This is a genomic window from Azospirillum brasilense, assembly GCF_001315015.1.
GTDB lineage: Bacteria > Pseudomonadota > Alphaproteobacteria > Azospirillales > Azospirillaceae > Azospirillum > Azospirillum brasilense.
The window spans coordinates 1,120,060-1,138,777 of record NZ_CP012915.1 but is presented as its reverse complement, the minus strand read 5'-3'; the positions used below and the strand labels follow the sequence as shown (position 1 = coordinate 1,138,777).

The 18,718-nt window shown below is 70.4% G+C and carries 16 protein-coding genes; 5 read left to right on the top strand and 11 right to left on the bottom strand.

Going from position 1 to position 18,718, the window contains the following annotated elements; all coding sequences use genetic code 11:
* The first annotated feature begins 10 nt into the window (after positions 1–10).
* Positions 11–403: a DUF4280 domain-containing protein gene (locus tag AMK58_RS18890; RefSeq protein ID WP_014198555.1), complete on the top strand. Its 393-nt coding sequence runs from the start codon at positions 11–13 to the stop codon at positions 401–403.
* A gap of 141 nt (positions 404–544) precedes the next feature.
* Here the strand turns inward: AMK58_RS18890 and AMK58_RS18885 are convergent, their stop codons facing one another.
* The 11 genes from AMK58_RS18885 to AMK58_RS18835 all read right to left on the bottom strand — a co-directional run bounded on the left by AMK58_RS18885 (position 545) and on the right by AMK58_RS18835 (position 13,251).
* Complete coding sequence (locus AMK58_RS18885) at positions 545–1,210, bottom strand: toxin-antitoxin system YwqK family antitoxin (protein WP_035678035.1); 666 nt, start codon at positions 1,208–1,210, stop codon at positions 545–547.
* Position 1,211: 1 nt separating this feature from the next.
* Positions 1,212–3,287 (bottom strand): type VI secretion system Vgr family protein, encoded by a 2,076-nt coding sequence (locus AMK58_RS18880; protein ID WP_035678033.1) that lies wholly within the window; start codon positions 3,285–3,287, stop codon positions 1,212–1,214.
* 16 nt (positions 3,288–3,303) lie between these two features.
* Positions 3,304–5,919, bottom strand: a complete 2,616-nt coding sequence (gene tssH, locus AMK58_RS18875; RefSeq protein ID WP_059399284.1) for a type VI secretion system ATPase TssH — start codon at positions 5,917–5,919, stop codon at positions 3,304–3,306.
* Positions 5,916–6,986 (bottom strand): type VI secretion system baseplate subunit TssG, encoded by a 1,071-nt coding sequence (gene tssG, locus AMK58_RS18870; protein ID WP_236778239.1) that lies wholly within the window; start codon positions 6,984–6,986, stop codon positions 5,916–5,918. Before tssG ends, tssH begins: the two co-directional genes overlap by 4 nt.
* Positions 6,983–8,779 carry a type VI secretion system baseplate subunit TssF gene (gene tssF / locus AMK58_RS18865; RefSeq protein WP_035678022.1) on the bottom strand — a complete coding sequence of 599 codons (1,797 nt, stop codon included), beginning with the start codon at positions 8,777–8,779 and terminating at the stop codon, positions 6,983–6,985. The genes tssG and tssF overlap by 4 nt, the downstream gene beginning before the upstream one ends.
* Before the next feature lie 14 nt (positions 8,780–8,793).
* Positions 8,794–9,252 carry a type VI secretion system baseplate subunit TssE gene (gene tssE, locus AMK58_RS18860; RefSeq protein ID WP_035678019.1) on the bottom strand — a complete coding sequence of 153 codons (459 nt, stop codon included), beginning with the start codon at positions 9,250–9,252 and terminating at the stop codon, positions 8,794–8,796.
* Positions 9,253–9,394: 142 nt separating this feature from the next.
* Positions 9,395–9,910, bottom strand: coding sequence for a type VI secretion system tube protein Hcp (locus AMK58_RS18855; RefSeq protein WP_051140557.1), 516 nt, complete (start codon positions 9,908–9,910; stop codon positions 9,395–9,397).
* Positions 9,911–9,948: 38 nt separating this feature from the next.
* Positions 9,949–11,418 (bottom strand): type VI secretion system contractile sheath large subunit, encoded by a 1,470-nt coding sequence (tssC, locus tag AMK58_RS18850; protein ID WP_014198563.1) that lies wholly within the window; start codon positions 11,416–11,418, stop codon positions 9,949–9,951.
* Between the two features lie 49 nt (positions 11,419–11,467).
* The gene (gene tssB, locus AMK58_RS18845; RefSeq protein ID WP_014198564.1) at positions 11,468–12,004 is read right to left on the bottom strand and encodes a type VI secretion system contractile sheath small subunit; all 537 of its coding nucleotides are present in this window, start codon (positions 12,002–12,004) and stop codon (positions 11,468–11,470) included.
* 168 nt (positions 12,005–12,172) lie between these two features.
* Positions 12,173–12,808 (bottom strand): hypothetical protein, encoded by a 636-nt coding sequence (locus AMK58_RS18840; RefSeq protein WP_236778238.1) that lies wholly within the window; start codon positions 12,806–12,808, stop codon positions 12,173–12,175.
* Between the two features lie 128 nt (positions 12,809–12,936).
* Positions 12,937–13,251 (bottom strand): hypothetical protein, encoded by a 315-nt coding sequence (locus AMK58_RS18835; RefSeq protein WP_035678015.1) that lies wholly within the window; start codon positions 13,249–13,251, stop codon positions 12,937–12,939.
* A 155-nt stretch (positions 13,252–13,406) separates the two neighbouring features.
* Here AMK58_RS18835 and AMK58_RS18830 point away from each other — a divergent pair, with 155 nt between their 5' ends.
* From AMK58_RS18830 to AMK58_RS18815, 4 genes are read left to right on the top strand one after another with little or no spacing between them, the layout of a single operon-like run.
* A complete protein-coding gene (locus AMK58_RS18830) occupies positions 13,407–14,159 on the top strand; it encodes a hypothetical protein (protein WP_035678012.1) in 753 nt (250 codons plus the stop codon).
* Positions 14,156–16,099 carry a hypothetical protein gene (locus AMK58_RS31450; protein WP_059399283.1) on the top strand — a complete coding sequence of 648 codons (1,944 nt, stop codon included), beginning with the start codon at positions 14,156–14,158 and terminating at the stop codon, positions 16,097–16,099. The genes AMK58_RS18830 and AMK58_RS31450 overlap by 4 nt, the downstream gene beginning before the upstream one ends.
* A complete protein-coding gene (locus AMK58_RS18820) occupies positions 16,096–18,120 on the top strand; it encodes a SpoIIE family protein phosphatase (RefSeq protein ID WP_059399282.1) in 2,025 nt (674 codons plus the stop codon). The genes AMK58_RS31450 and AMK58_RS18820 overlap by 4 nt, the downstream gene beginning before the upstream one ends.
* Positions 18,117–18,716, top strand: a complete 600-nt coding sequence (locus tag AMK58_RS18815; protein WP_051140608.1) for a transglycosylase SLT domain-containing protein — start codon at positions 18,117–18,119, stop codon at positions 18,714–18,716. The genes AMK58_RS18820 and AMK58_RS18815 overlap by 4 nt, the downstream gene beginning before the upstream one ends.
* Positions 18,717–18,718: the final 2 nt, after the last annotated feature.

Genomic DNA, 18,718 nt, shown 5'->3' with positions numbered 1-18,718 from the left:
GAGAGACGGGATGAGTCAGGCGGTGTGCGCGGGGGCCATGATGACCTGCAGCTTCGGGGCGGCGCCATCCGCCCTGGTGGTGCTGCCGCTGAACCGGACGATGGCCGGCGGCCCGCCGATGGCGAACATCATGGACAACAAGCCGATCATGAACATCCCGCCCTTCGGCGTGTGCACCAGCCCGGCCAACCCGGTGGTTGCCTCGATGATTCCGGTGCCGCCGCCGGGCGTGATCAAGCCGCAGCCCTGCGTTCCCTGCACGGTCGCCCCCTGGGTGCCCGGCGCCCCGACCGTGATGGTCGGCAACATGCCGGCCCTGACCTCAACCAGCAAGCTCATGTGCAACTGGGGCGGGGTGATCCAGATCGTCGTACCGGGGCAGTTCACGGTGCAGACGCCGTGAATTGCGTGGGCGGTGTTGCCCCCACCCTAACCCTCCCCCGCTTTCGCAGGGGAGGGGACTGCCGCCGCTTCGCGTAAGGCACCCTCCCCTGCACAGCGGGGGAGGGCCGGGGAGGGGGCAAGACCTCCCCAAGGGTTTCCCTCACCCCGCCGGGGGGTGAAGCACGGCGATCTCCTTGCCATCCTCCGAATAGGTCCGCAGCGGTTCGATCAGCAGGCCGCGGCGGTAGACGCCGTGCTGCATCAGCGCGCCGGAGGGGAAGAAGCGGCGCAGCACCCCGTCCTGAAGCCCGTCCAGGAAGGCCGCGCGCTCGCTCACCGTGCCGTCGTCGTAATAGCCCAGCACCGGGCCGTGCAGGCGGTCGTTGGCGTAGTTCTCCCGCCGCATCGGACGGCCCTGCGGGCTGTGGAACAGCGCTTCGCCCTCGCGCTTGCCGTCGCAATACTGGAAGACGGCGGCCACCGTGCCGCTTTCGTGGAAGAAAACCGACGGGCCGTTGAGAAGGCCGTCGCGGTAGGTCATGCGGCAGGTCGGGCGGGCGTTGGCGTAGAAGGTGGTCTGGCCGTGCTGCACGCCCTCCGCGTATTCCGCCACCTGGACCAGGGCGCCGCCGGGCGCGTAGTTGCGCACTTCCCCGTGCAGCTTCCCGGCGCGCAGCCGGGCGCGCAGGATGGGATGCCCGTCCTCTCCGTAGGCGGTGAAGAGGCCGTGGAACAGTTCGTCGCGCATCTCGCCGCTGCGCACGATGCGGCCCTGCTCGTCGCGCTCCTCCACGGGTTGAGGATCGGATCCGGTATCGTCGGCCATCTCAATTCACCTTCACCAGGGTGCCTTTGACGGTCATGATGGCGCCGGCGCTGACCTCGCCCATGGTCTGGGCCTTCAGCGTGGCGGTCAGCCCTTCGGCGGTCAGGCCGAAGCCGGCCTTCAGGTTCATCGCCATGCTCGCCTTGACGTCCATGCCCATGCCCGACTTGATCTCCATCGCCATGCCGGACTTGGCGTTGAAGGCGCCGCCGGCGTCGAGCGTCATGCCGGTGCCGGACTTGACGCCGACCTCGCCGGAGGTGGCGGTCACCTTCACCGACTTGCCCTTGATGACCACGTCGCCGGTCACGTCGATGGTCAGGTTGCCCTTCACGGTCAGGGTGTAGTCGCCGTCGGCCTTGTGGATGAAGTCGGCCTTGTTGGTGTGGGTCTCGTTGTCCTTCACCGTCACGGTGCGGGTGCCCTTCGCGACCTCGTGAGTCTCGTTGCCGTCCGACACGGTGATGCTGTGATCGTTCTTCACGGTCAGCTTGCGGTCGTGCTGGATATCGATGGTGCTGTCGTTCTCGACCGTCTCCACCTCGTCGTGCTTGATGAGGCGGGTCACGTCGTTCAACACCTCGACGTTCATGTCCTTCTGGGCGTGAACGAAAATCTCCTCGGCGTCGGCCTTGTCCTCGAAGCGGATCTCGTTGAACTTGCCGGTGCCGTTCTTCGAGGTCTGGGTCTTGATGGTGCTCTTGGTCGAATCGTCGGGCAGCGTGTAGGGCACGGTCTGTTCGGCGTTGTAGACCGAGCCGGTGACCAGCGGGCGGTCGGGGTCGCCGTCGAGGAAGGTCACCACCACCTCCTGCCCGACGCGTGGGAAGAACATGATGCCGTAGTTCTTGCCCGCCCAATTCTGTGCGACGCGGACCCAGCAGGAGCTTTTCTCGTCCTTCTTGCCCAGCCGGTCCCAGTGGAACTGCACCTTGATGCGCCCGTACTTGTCGAGCCAGATCTCCTCCCCGCTCTTGCCGACGACGATGGCGGTCTGGGTCGAGTGGATGCGCGGCTTCACCGCCGTGTCGAGCGGGCGGAAGGGCAGGTCCGGCGGGAAGGCGGTGAAATGGGCGTTGAAATGGCCGCTCGCCCCGTCGATGCGCACGGAATACAGGACATACTCGGCGTTCAGGTCGCTCTTGCTGTGGCCGGACACGGTGATGCGCGTCCCGGCCTCCAGCGACCGGCATTCGCCGCTGCCGCGCACCCGGCGTCCGGGGAAGGCCAGGGCCTGCTGGCGCAGCTTGGCCATCGCCTCACCATCCGACGAGGTGGTGTGGCGGCCCATGTAGTCGCTGACCGTGCCGAAGCCCGACGCGCCCTCCGCCGTGGCGTAGAGGTCGGTCGAGGGCGTCTCGAAATGGTAGCCGTCGATGCCGTAGCTCTTGGTCGTCACCCGCCGCTCGACGCTGAGCCCGTTCAGCACATGGTCCTCGTCGTCGTGCCCTTCGGTGGTGCGGTATTCGAAGGCGTCGAGCAGCGGGCTCTTGGCGAAGGCGTTGGCCCCGTCGCCCAGCACCAGCGTGTGCTTCCCGTCCTCATGCGTGAAGTAATAGAAGATGCCTTCCTCTTCGAGCAGACGGGCGACGAAGTTGTAGTCGGTCTCGCGGTACTGAACGCAATATTCGCGCTTGGCGTAGGTCCCGGTCAGCGATTTCTTGAGGTCGGTGTAGCCGGCGCCCTTGCAGACCTCCTCGACGATTTCCGGGACCGTCTTCTCCTGGAAGATGCGGCAGTCGCCGCAATGGGTCAGCATCCACAGCCAGGGGTGAAGCTCCGCCTCGTAATGGGCGACTTGGCCGCGGTCGTCGACGTGGGTCAGCTCGATCCGACCGACGATGGCGTTGATGTAACGCACCGTCTCCTGGTCGCCGAGCGTGACGGCGACGGTCACCGCCTTGCCGACGACGCGGTCGAAGGCGATGTCCTCGTCCGACGAGATCATGGTGACGCGGTAGGTGAACAGCGACGACAGCCGCTCCTCCCCCACGATGGTGCGCAGCGCCAGCGCGTCCGCCCCCAGTGGGGTGGTGATGGACAGGTACTGGCCGTCCTGGGAAAAGCGCTTCGCCATCCTCGCCGCTCCCCGGTCAGGCCGCCGTGCCGTCCACGCCGACGGTGAAGCGGCCGTCCGCGCTGTGGTCCACGGTGATGCGGCCCACCGGCTGGCCGGCGGCGACGCGGTCGAGGATGCGGATCGCCACCTCGGGCACCACGAACTCCGACAGCAGCGTGTCGATCATGCGCGCCCCGGCGTCGGAGTTCAGCGCCCGCAGCACCAGCGCCTCCACCGCCGCGTCGGTCACGGCCAGCTCGGCGCCGCGGTTTCCGGCGGTGCGGCGTTGCAGCTTGTCCAGCTTCATCGTCACGATGCGGCGGATCTGCGCCTCGCTCAGCGGGTAGTAGGGCACGACCGACAGGCGGCCGAGGAAGGCCGGGCGGAAGCGGCGGCGCAGCACGTCGGAGATGGCGGCCAGCCCCTCTTCCCGCGCCTCGCCGATGCGCCCGGCGTCGAGCGCCTCGCGGCCGAGCGCGAACAGCTCGGTGTCGCCCAGGTTGCTGGTCAGCAGGATCAGCGTGTTGCGGAAGTCCACCTCCACGCCCTCGCCGTCCTCCAGCACCCCCTTGTCGAAGACCTGATAGAACATGTCCAGCACGTCGGGGTGGGCCTTCTCGACCTCGTCCATCAGCACCACGGCGTGGGGGCGGCGGCGCACCGCCTCGGTCAGCACACCGCCGCTGCCGTAGCCGACATAGCCCGGCGGGGCGCCGCGCAGGGTCGCCACGGCGTGGGCCTCCTGATACTCGGACATGTTGATGGTGATGAGGCTGTCCTCGCCGCCGTTCAGCAGCTCGGCGAGCGCCAGGGCGGTTTCGGTCTTGCCGACGCCGCTGGGGCCGCTCAGCAGGAAGACGCCGATGGGGCGCTGCGGCTCGCCCAGCCCGGCGCGGTAGCCGCGCACGGCCCGCGCGATGGCCTGGAGCGCTTGCGGCTGGCCGACGACGCGGGCGGCCATGCGGTCCTCCAGCGTGGCGACCACCTCCAGGTCGTCCTTGGACATCGAGCCGACCGGGATGCCGGTCCAGTTCGACACCACGGCGGCGACCACCGCGCCGTCCACCCGGTGCGGGACCAGCGGGCTGTCGCCCTGGATCGCTTTCAGCTTTTCCGTGGCCGCGGCGGCCTCCACGGTGTGGCCGGCCTTCAACGCGGCCTCCACCGCATCGACCAGATCGCGCTCGCGCGTCCAGCGCTCGTCGAGCGCGGCCTTCTCCAGGGCCAACGCGCCGCGGCGTTGCGAAATCTGCGACAGGCGGGCGTGGTGGGCGGTGCCGGGTTCGGCCTCCAGCCGCTCCGCCTCGCGGGCCAGGATGGCGTCCTCGCGCTCCATCGCCTCGATGGCTTCGGGCTTGGAACTGCGGGCGATGGCGACGCGGGCGCAGGCGGTGTCGAGCACGCTGATCGCTTTGTCGGGCAACTGGCGGGCGGGGATGTAGCGGGCGGACAGGGCGACCGCGGCGGCGATGCCGTCGTCGAGCACGCTGACCCCGTGATGCTCCTCGAAGCGGCGGACGAGGCCGCGCAGCATGGCCGCCGCCGCCGTCTCGTCCGGCTCCGGCACCGAGACGGGCTGGAAGCGGCGGGCCAGCGCCGGATCCTTCTCGAAATACTTCTTGTACTCGGCCCAGGTGGTGGCGGCGATGGTGCGGAATTCGCCGCGCGCCAGGGCGGGCTTCAGCAGGTTGGCGGCGTCACCCTGGCCGGCGGCCCCGCCGGCCCCGATCAGCGCGTGCGCCTCGTCGATGAAGACGACCATCGGCACGGGGGAGGCCGAGACCTCCTTGATGATCGACTTCAGCCGGTTCTCGAACTCACCCTTGACCCCGGCCCCGGCCTGGAGGAGCCCGAGGTCCAGCGTGCGGATGACCATGCCGCGCAGCGGCGGCGGCACGTCGCCCTCGGCGATGCGCAGGGCCAGCCCCTCGACGATGGCGGTCTTTCCGACGCCGGGGTCGCCGACCAGGATCGGGTTGTTCTGGCGGCGGCGCATCATGACGTCGATGACCTGCCGGATCTCGCGGTCGCGCCCGATCACCGGGTCGATCTTCCCGGCCTTGGCCTGCGCGGTCAGGTCCTGGCTGTACTGGTCGAGCATGGCCCGCCCGTCCGAGGCGGCGGAAACCGGAGCGGCGGCGGGAGAGGACTCGGCGGCGGCGGCAGACGGCCCGCCCGCCTTAAGGGCGCGGACCAGCTCCGGCAGGTCGGAGGCGGTGCGCTCGCGCGGCAGGGCGAGCAGGGAGGGGGCGGACTCCGTGACCACCGCCCGCACGGAATCGCAGGCGACCGCGGCCCAGAGGATGGCCGGGAGAAGGATCTGAGGGCTGTCCAGATGGGTGACGGAGATCAGCAGCGCCGTCTCCAGCATCTCCGGAACGCGGGGTGAGAAGGCCGGGGTGCGGCTGTTGCCGCGGCGGATGCGGTCCAGCGCGGCTTCGAGTTCCGTTTCCAGCCGGCCCGCCTCGACGCCGTAATGGCGCAGAATGCCGGCGACAGTGGCGTCCTTCAGCCGCAGCAGGGCGAGCAGCACATGCTCCGCCTCGACGTCGTAATGGGTCTGCGAGACGCACAGCGCGGCGGAGCGTTCGAGAACCTTGCGCCCGTCGCGGTCGAGCTTACCGATGAGGGACTTGATGTCGGCGGTCACGGGACGGCTCCCTGGGATGACGTTGCGGGCGGGGCGGGGTCGAGCGTGAGGCGCCCGTCCTTCAGGTTCGGGCGGCCCGGCGCCCGCAGCCAGGAGGTCCAGCCGAGGCGGCTGCCCTCCGGCGGCTTGGTGGACAGGCGGGTCGGCGGCACCTTGGTGGCTTCCAGCACCAGCACGATGCGGAAATCCATGCCGTCCCCGGTGTGGAAGCGGGCGAGCGCGCAGAGCGTCTGGTGATGCCGCCCATCGGGCAGGAACTCGCGGAAGCGCTCCAGGCTGTCGAGCGTCAGTTCGATGGCGTAGCAGCTCTGCTGGTCCCAGACGCGGCGGCCGAGCACCACCGTGCGGCCGAGGCTGTTGTTCCGCGCGCCGAAGCCGCCGCCGATTCGGGTCCGGCTCTCCTCGTCCAGCGGCAGCCAGCGCCCGACGAAGCTCTCCACACGCACCTTCACCCGGAAGACGGCACCGAGGATCGCCTCCAACCCGGCCGACGACCGGCGCCGGTTGGCGAGGATGCCGGAGAAAGCCAGCAGCATGCGATCGGGCGTGCCGGGCAGGCGCTGCTCCAGGCCGGGCGTGCCGATGCCGGCCAGCGCGCGCAACACGCGGGCCATCAGGGTGCGTTCCGGGTCGCGCTCCAGCAGGGGCAAACTGCCCTGACGGGTGCGGTAGAAGATCGACATCAGGCGGTGGTTGAAGATGTCGTAGAAGGCGGAGCCCGCCGTGTCGCGCCGGGCCGCCCGCTCGACCAGCAGTTCCGTGGCGACGTAGGGCAAGGGGCCGTTGATGCCCGCCACGCCGAGAACGGGGGAACGCACCACGCCGCGCCCGTCCTCCGTCCGCCGCGCCTCGACCACGTCGCTGGCGGGGAAGACGAAGCTCGGGTCGTGTTCGATGCGGACGGCCTCCTGCTCCGGGTCGATGCCAGTGCCGAGCGGCGCGTAGCCGGGCGCGGCGCGTTCCAGCAGGGCGATGGCCTGCAGCAGGTCGAAGCCCCAGGGCTCGGCCTCCAGCCGGTCGATCAGGGCGGGAGGGTGGCCCGAGGAGGGGGGAGGGCGGTCCGTCACAGGACCGGCTGGCTGCCGGCAAGGCGCGACCATGCCTTCCAGACCCCTTCCCGTTGCACCGAGCGCAGCCGAAGCTGGGCGAAGGCGTTGACGTTGACGTAGAGGCCGAGGAAGCGGCTGAGCACGCCGCCGAAGACCAGCGGGCTGGCGCCGACGAAGTTCCGCTCGTCCAGGGCCACCGTCACCTCCAGGCCGCGCACGAAGCCGCGCCAGGCGTCCTGTCCCATGCGGTGGAGCACCGGGCGGGAGGACAGGCCCTGCACGCCGCGGATCTGGTGCTGGGCGGACGGATCGTCGGGCGCGTGCAGCAGCAGGATCGATTGCAGGGCGCGCAGCCCCTCGGCGTCGCCGGTCAGGCTGAGGTGGTTGACCGACAGGTGCGAGATCAGCTTCCAGGCCGAGGAACCGCCCGCCGGGGCGGGGCGGCCGGGCGTCGGCTTGTGCAGGCAGCGGATGGTGGCGATGGGGGCGGATTCCTCGATCATCAGCGCGGCCCCCGCCGGGACCTGCTCGGCCAGCGCCCGGTTGGTGCACAGTGTGCGGACGAGGAGCGTCTCGTCGGCCGGGTCGGTCGGCGTCAGGTCGAGGTGGTGCAGGCTGAGATGCAGGTCGGTGCCCGGCACGTCCTCCCGCTGGGTCGGTTCGCGCGCCGCCAGCCAGAAGCCGCGCGGCTCGGTCTCCGCCTCGGCGTGCTGGTGCGAGAAGAGGGGGACGTAGCGGTGGTGCATGCCGTCGCCGTCGCGCAGGCCGCTGACCTCCAGGATCGAATGGACCTCGGTGGTGCGCTCGCGCAGGGCATCGGGGACGACGCGGTAGGCGGTGCGCCGGTGGTTCAGCCGGATCGGCTCCGCCGTGCGGTTGAACAGGTTGACGATGGGCGTGCAGCCGAGGACGAAGCTGTCCTTGCGCAGGGTCAGCCGGTTGGGCAGCGGGCGCGACACCGCGATCAGGATGTCCACGACCTCCCCCGACAGCCGGCCCCGGGGAAGCGGCAGGTCGTAGAAGTCGAACTTTTGCGGAAACTCGAAGTATTCCTGCAGCAGGCCGTAGGCCGGCTGGGCGTGCTTGGGATGGGGCAGCACCGTCTCATCGGGGCCGAAGCCGACGGGAGCGATCAGGTTCTCGCCGCGCAGCCGCACCGGCGGCTTGCCGGGCTGGACGTAGGCGATCTCGACCACGCCGCACAGGAACAGCTCGTGCAGGGCGGAGGTGAGGATCGTCTCGCCGTCGATGAACAGGCGCAGCGTGTCGATCGGCAGATTCTCGAAGGACTGGTTGCGCGTCTCCAGCCGCAGCCGCAGCACCGACGCGGTGGCGGCGCCGTCGAGGAAGTCGTAGCGGTCCGCCGGCTCCACCGCGGCGTCGGTCACGGCGACCGGCCACAGCGTCACGTCGTAGGCGGTGCGGAAGCGGCAGCGGATGTTGTCCTCGGCCACGGCGTGCAGCGGGGTGCCGCGCGGAACGCGGAAACCGCCGGTCAGCCGCCCCTCGCCGGGCGTCGGCTCCATCCGCGCGATGCCCATGGCGGGGATCGGCGCGATCATCTGCGGGTGCAGGATGCCGAGCAGCGCTTCGGAGAAGCGCGGGAACTCGCGCTCCAGATTGAGTTGCAGGCGACCCGACAGGAAGGCGAAGGATTCGATCAGCCGCTCGACGTTCGGGTCGGCGGCCTGATCCGGCCCCAGCGCCAAGCGGCGCGCGATCTTGGGATAGCTGCGCGCGAAGGCTTCGCCCGCCCGGCGGACGTAGAGAAGCTCGCGTTCGTAATGGTCGAGGAGGTCCTCGCGCCGCATCCTGGTGCGTCCTTTCAGCCGATTTCGGCTTGGCCGCGCAGGCCCACGTCGAATTCCAGCCGTTCGGTGACGGTGCCCGCCACGACCTCGCCGGAGATGCTGGTGACCATGGTGCCGCGCCCGGTTCCGGCGCTGACGGTCACCCGCGGGCGCTTCAGCCGCGGCTCGAAATCGATGATGGCCTGCCGCACCATCCGCTCCACCTGACGGCGGTCGGCGTCGGAGGCGGCGTCCAGATGCGTGATGTCGGAAATCCCATAGTCCAGCGCCGTTCCGCCGAGGTCGTTGCGGCGCGTGCCGGTGCTGCGGCTGTCGAGGATGCGCGCGACCTCGCGCCGGATCGACGCCTTGAGGTCTGGCATGGACAGCACCGTGGCGGACGGCTCGTCGCCCGTCGGTTGGTCCGGTTCGAAGTCGATCAGCCGTTCGAACAGCAGCGACCGTCCACCGGTCATCGTCTTGGGCTGGGTCATCGCCGTGTCCGTTGGGGCTTCAGTTCCTTCTCCCCTCTGGGCAGAAGGTTAGGATGAGGGGGTGCGCGTCGCGGAGCGTTCGGCAGAAGCGCAACCCCCTCACCCTTCCCTCTCCCCAGAGGGGAGAGGGCTATTTAAAGCCTCAGCTGTCGGAGACGGTGCCCTTCAGCAGGTTGAACTTCACGCCGCCACCGCCTTCGTGCTTCTGCTCCTCGGTGTAGCGCTTGTAGGTCCAGTAGATCTCGGTGGCGTTGATCTCGATGGTCTCGGTCGTGTCGCCCTCGTTGACGCTCAGGCTGTGCTTGGCGATCAGCGGGTTGGTCAGCTCGATCGTCAGGAACTCGCCCCACTGGTGGCTGTCGCCGATCGGCTTCAGGCAGTGGATGGTCCACTGCTTCTTCGCCGTGTCGGAGTTGGCCGAGCGCAGCAGCAGCGAGATCAGCTTGGGCGAGGCCCGGTCCCACTTGCGCTCAAGCGTGATGTTCTCGACCTTCGGGGTGTGGACCGTGCGGCGGGCGTTGGTCGACACCTCCATTTCGACGGTCATGTCCTGCGACAGGGAGTCGCACAGGATCATGTCCTTGAACACCGTGCCCCCGGCGATCTCCACCGCGGACTCCCCCTGGACGTTGGGGATATCGAGAATGATCATAGACATGCGGATTTACTCCGGACGATGCGTTCGGGGGGAGGGGATCAGGCTTCCGGCGCCGGCAGTTCGGCGACCATGCGGATGGAGGCCGACAGCTCTTCGAGCTGGAAATGCGGACGAAGGAAGATGTTGGCGCGGTAGACGCCCGGACGGCCCGGAACGTCGTAGACGTCGATGCGGGCCTCGCGCAGCGGGAAACGGGCCTTCGTGCCCTGCGACGCCTCGTCGTCCAGAAGGACGTAGTTGGCGATCCAGGTGTTCAGGTGGTCCGTGATGTTGTTGCGCGTCAGGAAGGCGCCGATCTTGTCGCGCAGCATCACCTTCAGGTAATGGGCGAAGCGCGACGACACCAGCATGTACGGCAGCATCGCGGAGATGCGGGCGTTCGCGTTGGCCTCGTCGGTGTTGTAGACCTTCGGCTTGTTGGTGGTCTGGCCGCTGAAGAACGCCGCGTAATCCGTGTTCTTGCAGTGGACCAGCGAGATGAAGCCGAGGTCGTTCAGCTCCTTCTCACGGCGATCGGTGATGGCGATCTCCGTCGGGCACTTCAGGGCGACGTCGCCCTCGTCGGTCTTGAAGGTGTGGCTGGGCAGACCCTCGACCTTGCCGCCGCCTTCCACGCCGCGGATGGCCGCGGTCCAGCCGTGCTTGGCGAAGCTGTCGGTGATGCGCGCGGCCAGCGCCCAGGAGGCGTTGCCCCACAGGTACTTGGAATGATCGCGCCCGTCGGTGTCCTCGACGAAGTTCATGCCTTCGACCGGAACGGTGTTCGGGCCGTAGGGCAGGCGCATCAGGACGTGCGGCATGGTCAGCGAGACGTAGCGGGAGTCTTCCGACGAACGGAAGGACCGCCACTTCACCATCTCGGCCGTCTCGAAGATCTTCGACAGGTCGCGCGGGGCGCCCAGCTCGCCGAAGTTCTCCATGTCGAACATCGCCGGCGACACGGCGCTGATGAACGGCGCGTGGGCGGCGGCGGCGAGGTTCGACATCTTCTCCAGCAGGGAGATGTCCTGCGGATGGCGGCCGAACTCGTAGTCACCGACCAGCATGCTGTAGGGCGTGCCGCCCAGCGTGCCGTACTCGGCCTCGTAGACCATCTTGAACATGGCGCTCTGGTCGAACTCGACCGCGCTGTCCAGGTCCTTCTGGAGGTCCTTGCGGGAGACGTTGAGGACGCGCAGCTTCAGCGTCGTCGAGGTCTCGGTGTTCATGACGAGGTAGTTGAGGCCGCGCCACGTGCCTTCCAGCTTCTGGAAGTCGGGGTGGTGCATGACCTCGTTCAGCTGGTCGCTGATCAGCTCGTCGATCTGCGCGATGCGCTGGTTGATCGCCTCGACCACGTCGATGGCGGAGGCGTCGCCGGTCTCGGCGAGGACCTGGTCGACGAATTCGGTCAGAAGGTCGCGGGCGTAGGGCCGCTGGCCCTCTTCGCGCGCCATCTTGCCTTCGACCATCATGCGGTCGAGCAGGGACAGACTGGCGGCGCTCTCAACGGACGTTTCCGTGCTCACCTGTTCGCTCCGTGAAGGGGGTTCTGATTGGGCTTGACGGGACGGGGGATCAGGCGGGCTCGCCCGCGGGCTCGCCGGCCGGGGCACCGGCCACCGGGCCGAGGAGCTTCTTCAGCTCGTCCTGCTGTTCGGTGCTGGTGATGACGTCGTTCAGCAGGCCGTTCAGCTCGTCGTTGCCGTCCAGCTTGGCCAGCAGGTCCGACAGCTTCTGCCGGGCTTCGAACAGGCGGCTCAGCGTCGGCACCTGCTTCAGCACCTCCACCGGCTGGAAATCGTCCATGTGGCGCATGTTCAGCAGGATGTTCAGCTTGCCGCCGTCCTCCTGCAGCTTGTTGTCCACCTGGAAGGCGAGGCGCGGGCCGACGGAGGCCATCACGTCGTTGAAGTTGTCGCGGTCGATCTCGACGAACTTGCGCTCCTTCAGCTTGGGAAGGGGCTTCTCCGGCTTGCCGCTGAGGTCGGCCAGGATGCCGACCAGGAAGGGCAGCTCCTTCATCTCCTGGGCGCCACCGGTGTGGACCTCGTAGGTGAGCTTCACCCGCGGCGGGCGGACGCGCTCCAACTTCTTCTGACTGCTCTCGCTCATATCTGACGACCTCATAGGGTTGTGCGCGTCGCGCGCCGGCTGTCGAGCTTCGCCATCATTCGAAAGGCACCCCCGCGGAGGCCAGCCGAGATGGACCCCAATTGGACGACATCGCCCCGGAACACCTCCGTTTCGGAGGGAATGTCCGGCGTACGAAGCATCGCCCGCTCAGCTTCGAAGGTGCTGCAAGAGGAAGTTGCGGGCCTCCAATAGTTGACTCATCCGCTCGGCGCTGGAGAGCAGGCCGGTGTCGGGGTGGAAGATCGGGGCCAGCGTGCGGAAACGGCTGTTCACCACCTGCGGGTCGAGGCCCCATTCGTGGGTGAAACCCAGCACGTAGGTGGCCTGCCAGGGCTTGCGGATCGGCTGGCGCAGCGGGCGGAAGGCCAGCGTCTCCAGCGCCGCGGTCAACTGCTCCAGCCGCAGGCGGCAGCGGCTCATCTCGCTTTCCACGGCGTTCAGTTCGCCCGCGGTGATGAGATGCGCGCCGTCGTCGTTGCCGATGGTGGCGGCGACCCAGGCGGCCTTGCGCACGGTCGCCGCGTCCAGCGGCGTGGCGTGGCGCACCCGCAGCTTCGGCACCACCCGCACGCGGCGGGTGCCGCCGTTCTTCAGCGTCACGGTGCGGTGGGAGACGTCCACCGGCTCGGGGCTGCCGGGATCGGGCAGATGGGTCAGCGCCTCCGGCCCGACCAGCGTCAGGCAGGAGCGGATCAGGGCGGGCACCGTCATGCCGCGCGCCGCCGCCGCGGAATCCACGGCGGCGTATAGGGCATGCTGACAGGGTGCGGTGATGGTGGGCAAAGGGCCTCCGGGTACGCACGGCGGTATTGCCCCGCAAGGTGTGCGATGGCGGGCCGCCGCGGAACGCCTTGTTGGTCCACTCCCGGAGTCACGCCGCCGGAACTGCGTCCGTTGCGGAGCGAAGGCGGTCAGCCGTCCTTGCCGCCGCGGAAGTCCTCCATCACGGCGCGGATGCCGGTTTCCAGCGCCCGGACGCGGCGGCGCTGCCGCTCCTCGCGCCGCGCGGCCTCCTGCGCCTCGCCGCGCAGGCGGTCCACCTCCTCGACCAGCGAGGGGGCGACGGTGCCGCGGTCGGTGTAGAACAGCCCGACCTGGATGACCTCGTAGAGGGAGGTGCCGGCGGGCATCAGCCGCTCCAGCGCGGAGAGGGCGGCCAGCCGCTCGCCGGGGGAGTCGCTGCGCAGCCGGGCGAGGATGGCGTGCAGGCGGGCGTCCCGGTTCATGATGGCCGCTTCATGATGGAGCGTGTCCTTTGTGGTTGGCCGGGGAGTATCGCAGGGGCCGGGGAGCGGCAAAAGCAGATCAGACCAAGTTGGGCCAATCTGAACGGGATGCACCCGCGGAAAGCCGCTATAGCCGGACCCTTGGGAGGCTGGCCATGCTCTACGGTTTCGGGCGTCTGGCGCTTGTGTTGTGGCTGTGCGCCGTGGGCGGGCAGGCGTTCACCCTGTTCGCCTTTCACAACGCGGTGGCGGAGGCGCACACGGCGGAAATCGCCGCGCGCGCGTCGGCGTTGGCCAGCCGCGTGGCGGCCAGCGCGGCGGAGCGCGCGGCCATCGGCTTTCCGCTCGCCGACCAGAACGACCTGCAAAGGCTGATCGAGGTGGCCTCCACCGGTGGCGGGGGCGTGCGGCTCTATGTGGTGGACCCGCGCGGGACGGTGCTGTTTGCCACCGCCCAAGCGGCGGGGACGCCGGTGCCGGCCTCTTGGATGGGCGGCGCTACGGGGCTGCCGGCGGAGCCCTGGGAACTCGCGGACCGCGACGGCGTGCTGGTCGGCGTGCCGGTGGCCGACGCCCTGGGCAAGCCCGCCGGCGCCGTGCTGGGCCTCGCCCCGCAGCAGGACGCGCGGGTGGAGGTTCTGGCCGCGCTGCGCGAGACGGCGACGGTCACCGCCGTCTTCCTGGCCGCCATCGGGATTCTCGCCGTTCTGGGCACGCGGCTTCTGCTGTCCGGCGTTTGCCGCTCCGTTCTGGAGCGGACGGCCTTCTACGCCGCCGAGGCGCGGCAGCTCCAGACCGACGCACCCGCCGCCGTGGCGGTTGGCGATCCGGCTCTGTCCGCCGTCCTGGCCGGGCTGCGCGCGGCGGAGACCGAGGCCGCCCGCATCGATGGTGAGGTGCTGCGATGACCCGTCCGGCGACGCTGTTCCCCCAACGCAGCGTGTTGCGCCGTTTCATACCGCTGATGGCGGTGGTGGTCGTCGTGCCCTGGCTCGCCACGCTGGCGGCGGCACTGATCGCCGCGGCGGGGCTGGCCGACCGCGGAACCGCCTCCCGCGCCGAGATCGTCGGGACGGGCATCGCCCATGACTTGGAGAAGGCTCTGGCGCTCGGCCTGCCGCTCGACCGCATGGCCGGGATGGACGATTATCTGGGCGAGGCCGGCGCGGTTTTCCCGGAGATCAAGCTGATCCTGGTGGTGGACGGGGCCGGCCGTCCCTTGTTCCAGAAATCCGACGCCGCGCGCCCCGACCTGTCGGTCCGGCTGGTGCCGGCGGAAACCGACTGGTCCGCGCTGGGGCTGGTCCTGCAGCGCTTTCCCATCCGGCAGGGCGCCGCGACGGCGGGGGAGGTCCTGCTGGGCCGCAGCGCCGTTGCGCAGCCGGCCAACGCGCCGCGCATCCTGATCGACTTTGCGGTGGCACTGAGCATCGCGCTGGCGCTCGGCGGGCTGGCGCTGCGCACCATGCTGAACGCGCAGGTGATGGCGCCGCTGCGGCTGGTGGCGTCGTTGGAGGCCAACCTCGCGCGCTCCGCCTACGACCGCATCGCCCCGCCGGTGGAGCAGAGCCTGATCGGCACCCTGCTGGCCGAGATGAATCGGGTGGTGACCGGTGTGAACGACCGCTTCGCCCGCCTGCGCAGCTATCTGGCCGAGGTGCGCGACCTCAGCTTCAACAAGGACGCGGCGGCGGAGGTGGCGCCGCTGATCGAGCGGATCGAACGGCTGGGCCGTTTCTCGCCCGACCGGCTGACCGCGCTGGCCCCGCCGGACGCCGGGTCGTTGCCCTACGCCACCGCCTTCTGCGCGGGTGTGGGGGCCGCGGCCGCGGCGGCCATGGCGGCGCGGCACCTGCCGCCGGCTGTGGCGCTCGGCGGGGTGCTTCTTGGCATGGCCGCGGCGGTGCCGCTCGCCCTGGCGCTCGGCCGCCGCGCGCCCGTCGCGGGGGCGTTGGCGCTGGGTGGTTGGGCGCTGCTGAACGGGCTGGGGGACGGAGTGGTCGTCTGGCTGGCCGGCGCGGTGATGGGCGGGGTTTTCGCCGCACTTCCCTTCCAGGCGGCGCGTCCCGCCGCGGAAAGCCTGCGTGCCGGGCCGGCGGTGTCTGCCGCGGGCGGTCTGGTCGTTGGAACGGGGCTGTCGGTCCTATGCCTCGGCGGTGGCGTGCCAAATGTTCTGATGGCCGGCGCGGTGCTGTCCGGGCTGGCCGGACTGCTGGCCGCCGTCCGGCTGGAGCGGCGGGGCGGTCTGACACCGTCGCGCGTGACGCTCCGTGCCTTGCTGGCGATGGACCGCTGGTGGGCGGACGGTGCGGCGCGTCCCAAGGGTTGGGGGCTGTGGCTGGTCACAGCGCTGGCCCTGGCGGTGTTGAGCCGGGCCGACGGCGGCGGAGCGATGGACGCCCGCCGGATTGCAGAGATTCTCTGGCTGCATGCCACCCCGGCCTGGCTGGCCGCCGCCCTGGTTGCGGTGCTGGTGCCGCGGGGGGCTGCGGCACTGCTGAGCCTGTGTGCGACGGCGGCGGTCGGGCTGCTCCTGGCGCTCGGCCCGGTGGAGCCGGGAACGGCCGTCGCACTGGGCATCGCCGCGGCGCTTGGCGCCGGCCATGCGGGATTCGCGGCGTCGGGGAACTGGGGAGGGCTGACCGCGGTCCGCGCCGCGCTGACCCTGGCCGGAACGCTCGGCGTGCTGTGGCTCTCCGGAGGGAGCAACACGGTGGTGGCCGCCGGAACGCTGCCCTCCCTCGCTTTGCTCGCCGGGATCGCCGCGCTCCCGCCGCTGGCCCTGGCCCTGTGGCGCCACGCCACGCCACGCCGGCGCGTTCCGGTCAACGGGGAGGCCGCGCGATGACCGGTCTTCGCCAGCGCATGACGGTGGCCGCCGCCGCGGTGGTCCTTGCCGTGCTCGTCACCGCCGCGGTCTTCGCCCTGCTGCGCATCGAGAGCGGGGCCACCCGCCACGCCGAGGACGAGGGGCGGATGACTCTGCGGCTGTGGGAAGGGCTGCTCGACCAGTCCGCCGCGGCCGCTCGGGTGGCGGTGGGCGATCCCCGCCTCACCGACGCCCTGGAGCGCGGCAACGCCGCGACGGCGGCGGAGCGGCTCGGCGCTCTGGGATTCACGGCGGTGACGGTGGTCAACGGCGCCGGACAGACCCTGCTTGCTGTCCCGGCCGACCAGCCGATCCGCCTTCTCGACGAGCGGCGCATCGGGCAGGTGCTGGCCCGCAACGACACGCAGGACGGTCTGGTGCTGACCGGCGGTGCCGCGCAGCTTCTGCTCGCCCGCCCCCTCGGCGCGCAGCGGCCGGCCGACCGGGCGCTGGTCGCCATCCGTCCGCTGACCGGCGGCCTGGAGGCACTGGCCGGCGTCCTCGGCGGTTCCGCCTTCCTGGTCGGCAGCGACGGCACCTTGTACGGCCACGCCGGACCGCTGGCCTGGGCCGACGTGCGTTCCGCCGCGGAGCGCGGCGAGGAGGTGCAGGCGAGCATCGGCGCCCGCGGCTACGGCGTGCGCAAGCTGCGCCTGCCTAAGGTTGCCGGGACGGAGGGGGACGGCACGCTGTACCTCGTCACCGTGCGCGAGACCACGCTGGCCACCATGGCCGACAGCCTGCTGGACAGCTCCGCCATCCTCGTGGTGCTGATGATGCTGGTGGCGGGGACGCTGGGGCTGGACTGGTACTTCCGGCGGGTTTTCACTCCGGTTTACGCCTCGATGTCCGCCCTGTCCGCTCTGGCGGCGGGGGACACCGGCGTCGCCGTGCTGGGGGCGGAGCGCACCGACGAAGCCGGGCAGCTCGCCCGCACCGTGGAGGTGTTCCGCAGCCGCAGCCGCGCGCTGCGCGACGCCGAGGAGCGGCGCGCCCGTCACTGGCTGCGCCAGCAGTCCTTCATCCGCCGCCAGATGCTGCGTCTGTCCGAAACCCTGCCGGAGCAGGGGCGGCGTGAACTTCTCGCCGACCTCGCCCGAATCGAGGCGGCGTCGGAGGGCCGGACGCCCTGCGCCCGTACCGACGACCCCGGCGCGCTCGCCGTCGCCTTCGAGGTGATGGCGGAACGCGTGCGCGACCAGCACACCGCGCTCGACGGCATGGTCCGGCAGCTTCAGGCCGCGCTGGACACCCGCACCGAGCTTCTGGAATTGCAGAAGCAGTTCGAGATCGCCCGGCGCATGCAGGCGGCCATCCTGCCCTCCGACCTGACCACGCCCCCCGATCTGGAGGCGTCGGGCCTGATGCGTCCTGCGGCGGAGTTCGACGGCAGCTTCTACGATTTCTTCCTGACGGCGGACGGGTCGCTGGCGGTCCTGATCGGGCAGGTGTCGGGCGGTGGGCTGGCGGCGGGCTTCATGACGGTGACGGCGCGCGCCGCCTTGCGCACGCTGGCGGCGGCCGGGCTCGGGCCGGCGGCCTGCCTGACCGGAGCCAACCGACTGCTGGCGGCGGACAACGCGGCGGGCCTGTCGATCGGGCTCGCCATGGGCATCGTGTCGCCGCGCTCGCGCCGGCTGGTTTTCGCCGCCGCGGGCGTGCCGGAACCCTTCCTGCTGCGGCGCTTCGGCGATGTGGTGGACCTGCCGGTGGCGGCCAACCCGCCGCTCGGCCTCGATCCCGCGATGACGGCGGTGGAAACCGCGCTCGACCTGCCGGTGCCCTCCACGCTGGTGCTGTGCAACGGCGGACTGCTGGACGGCGAGAACCGCTTCGGCGTCGCCTTCGGGCGGGCGCGGCTGACCGGCATCCTCGGCAATCTCGACGACCTGTCCGCCGCCAGCGTCACCGCCGCGGTGTCCGCCGGTCTGGCCGAGCATGGCGGCGGCGCCGCGATGGCGGTGGACCGGCTGTGCGTCGCCCTGCGGGTGCGCGCATGAGGACGCGCGGCATTCTGGCCGGTGCGCTCGCCCTGATGGGCGCGCTGCTCGCTGGACCGGTGGCGGCGGAACTGGCCCCGGCGTCCGACGGTGGACCGGCGCTGTTCCAGTGCAGCCGCTATCTCCGCAACGGGGAGGCACTCTACGGCATCCCGCCGGGCATCCTGCACGCCATGAGCGTCGTGGAATCCGGGCGGGCCGGGATGCCCTGGCCCTGGGCGTTGAACGTCTCCGGCCGTCCGCACTATCCGGCGACGCGGCGCGAGGCGCTGCGGCTGATGCAGGACGGCGAGGGCGGCCTGCGCGGCGACGTGGCGGTCGGCTGCATGCAGATCCACACGCGCTGGCACGCCGGCTCCTTCGCGGGGGGCGACGACATGCTGGACCCTGCGGTCAACGTCGCCTACGCCGCCCGCTTCCTGCGGGAGCTGTACGACCGCCACGGCTCCTGGACGGAAGCGGTGCGCCGCTACCACGCCAGCGACCCGACGGCGCAGGACACCTACCTCTGCCTCGTGCTCGACCGGCGGGTGCGGCTCGGCTACCAGCGCGAGACGGCGGAGATGCGCCGGCTGTGCGGCGGCCCGGAATCGTGAGC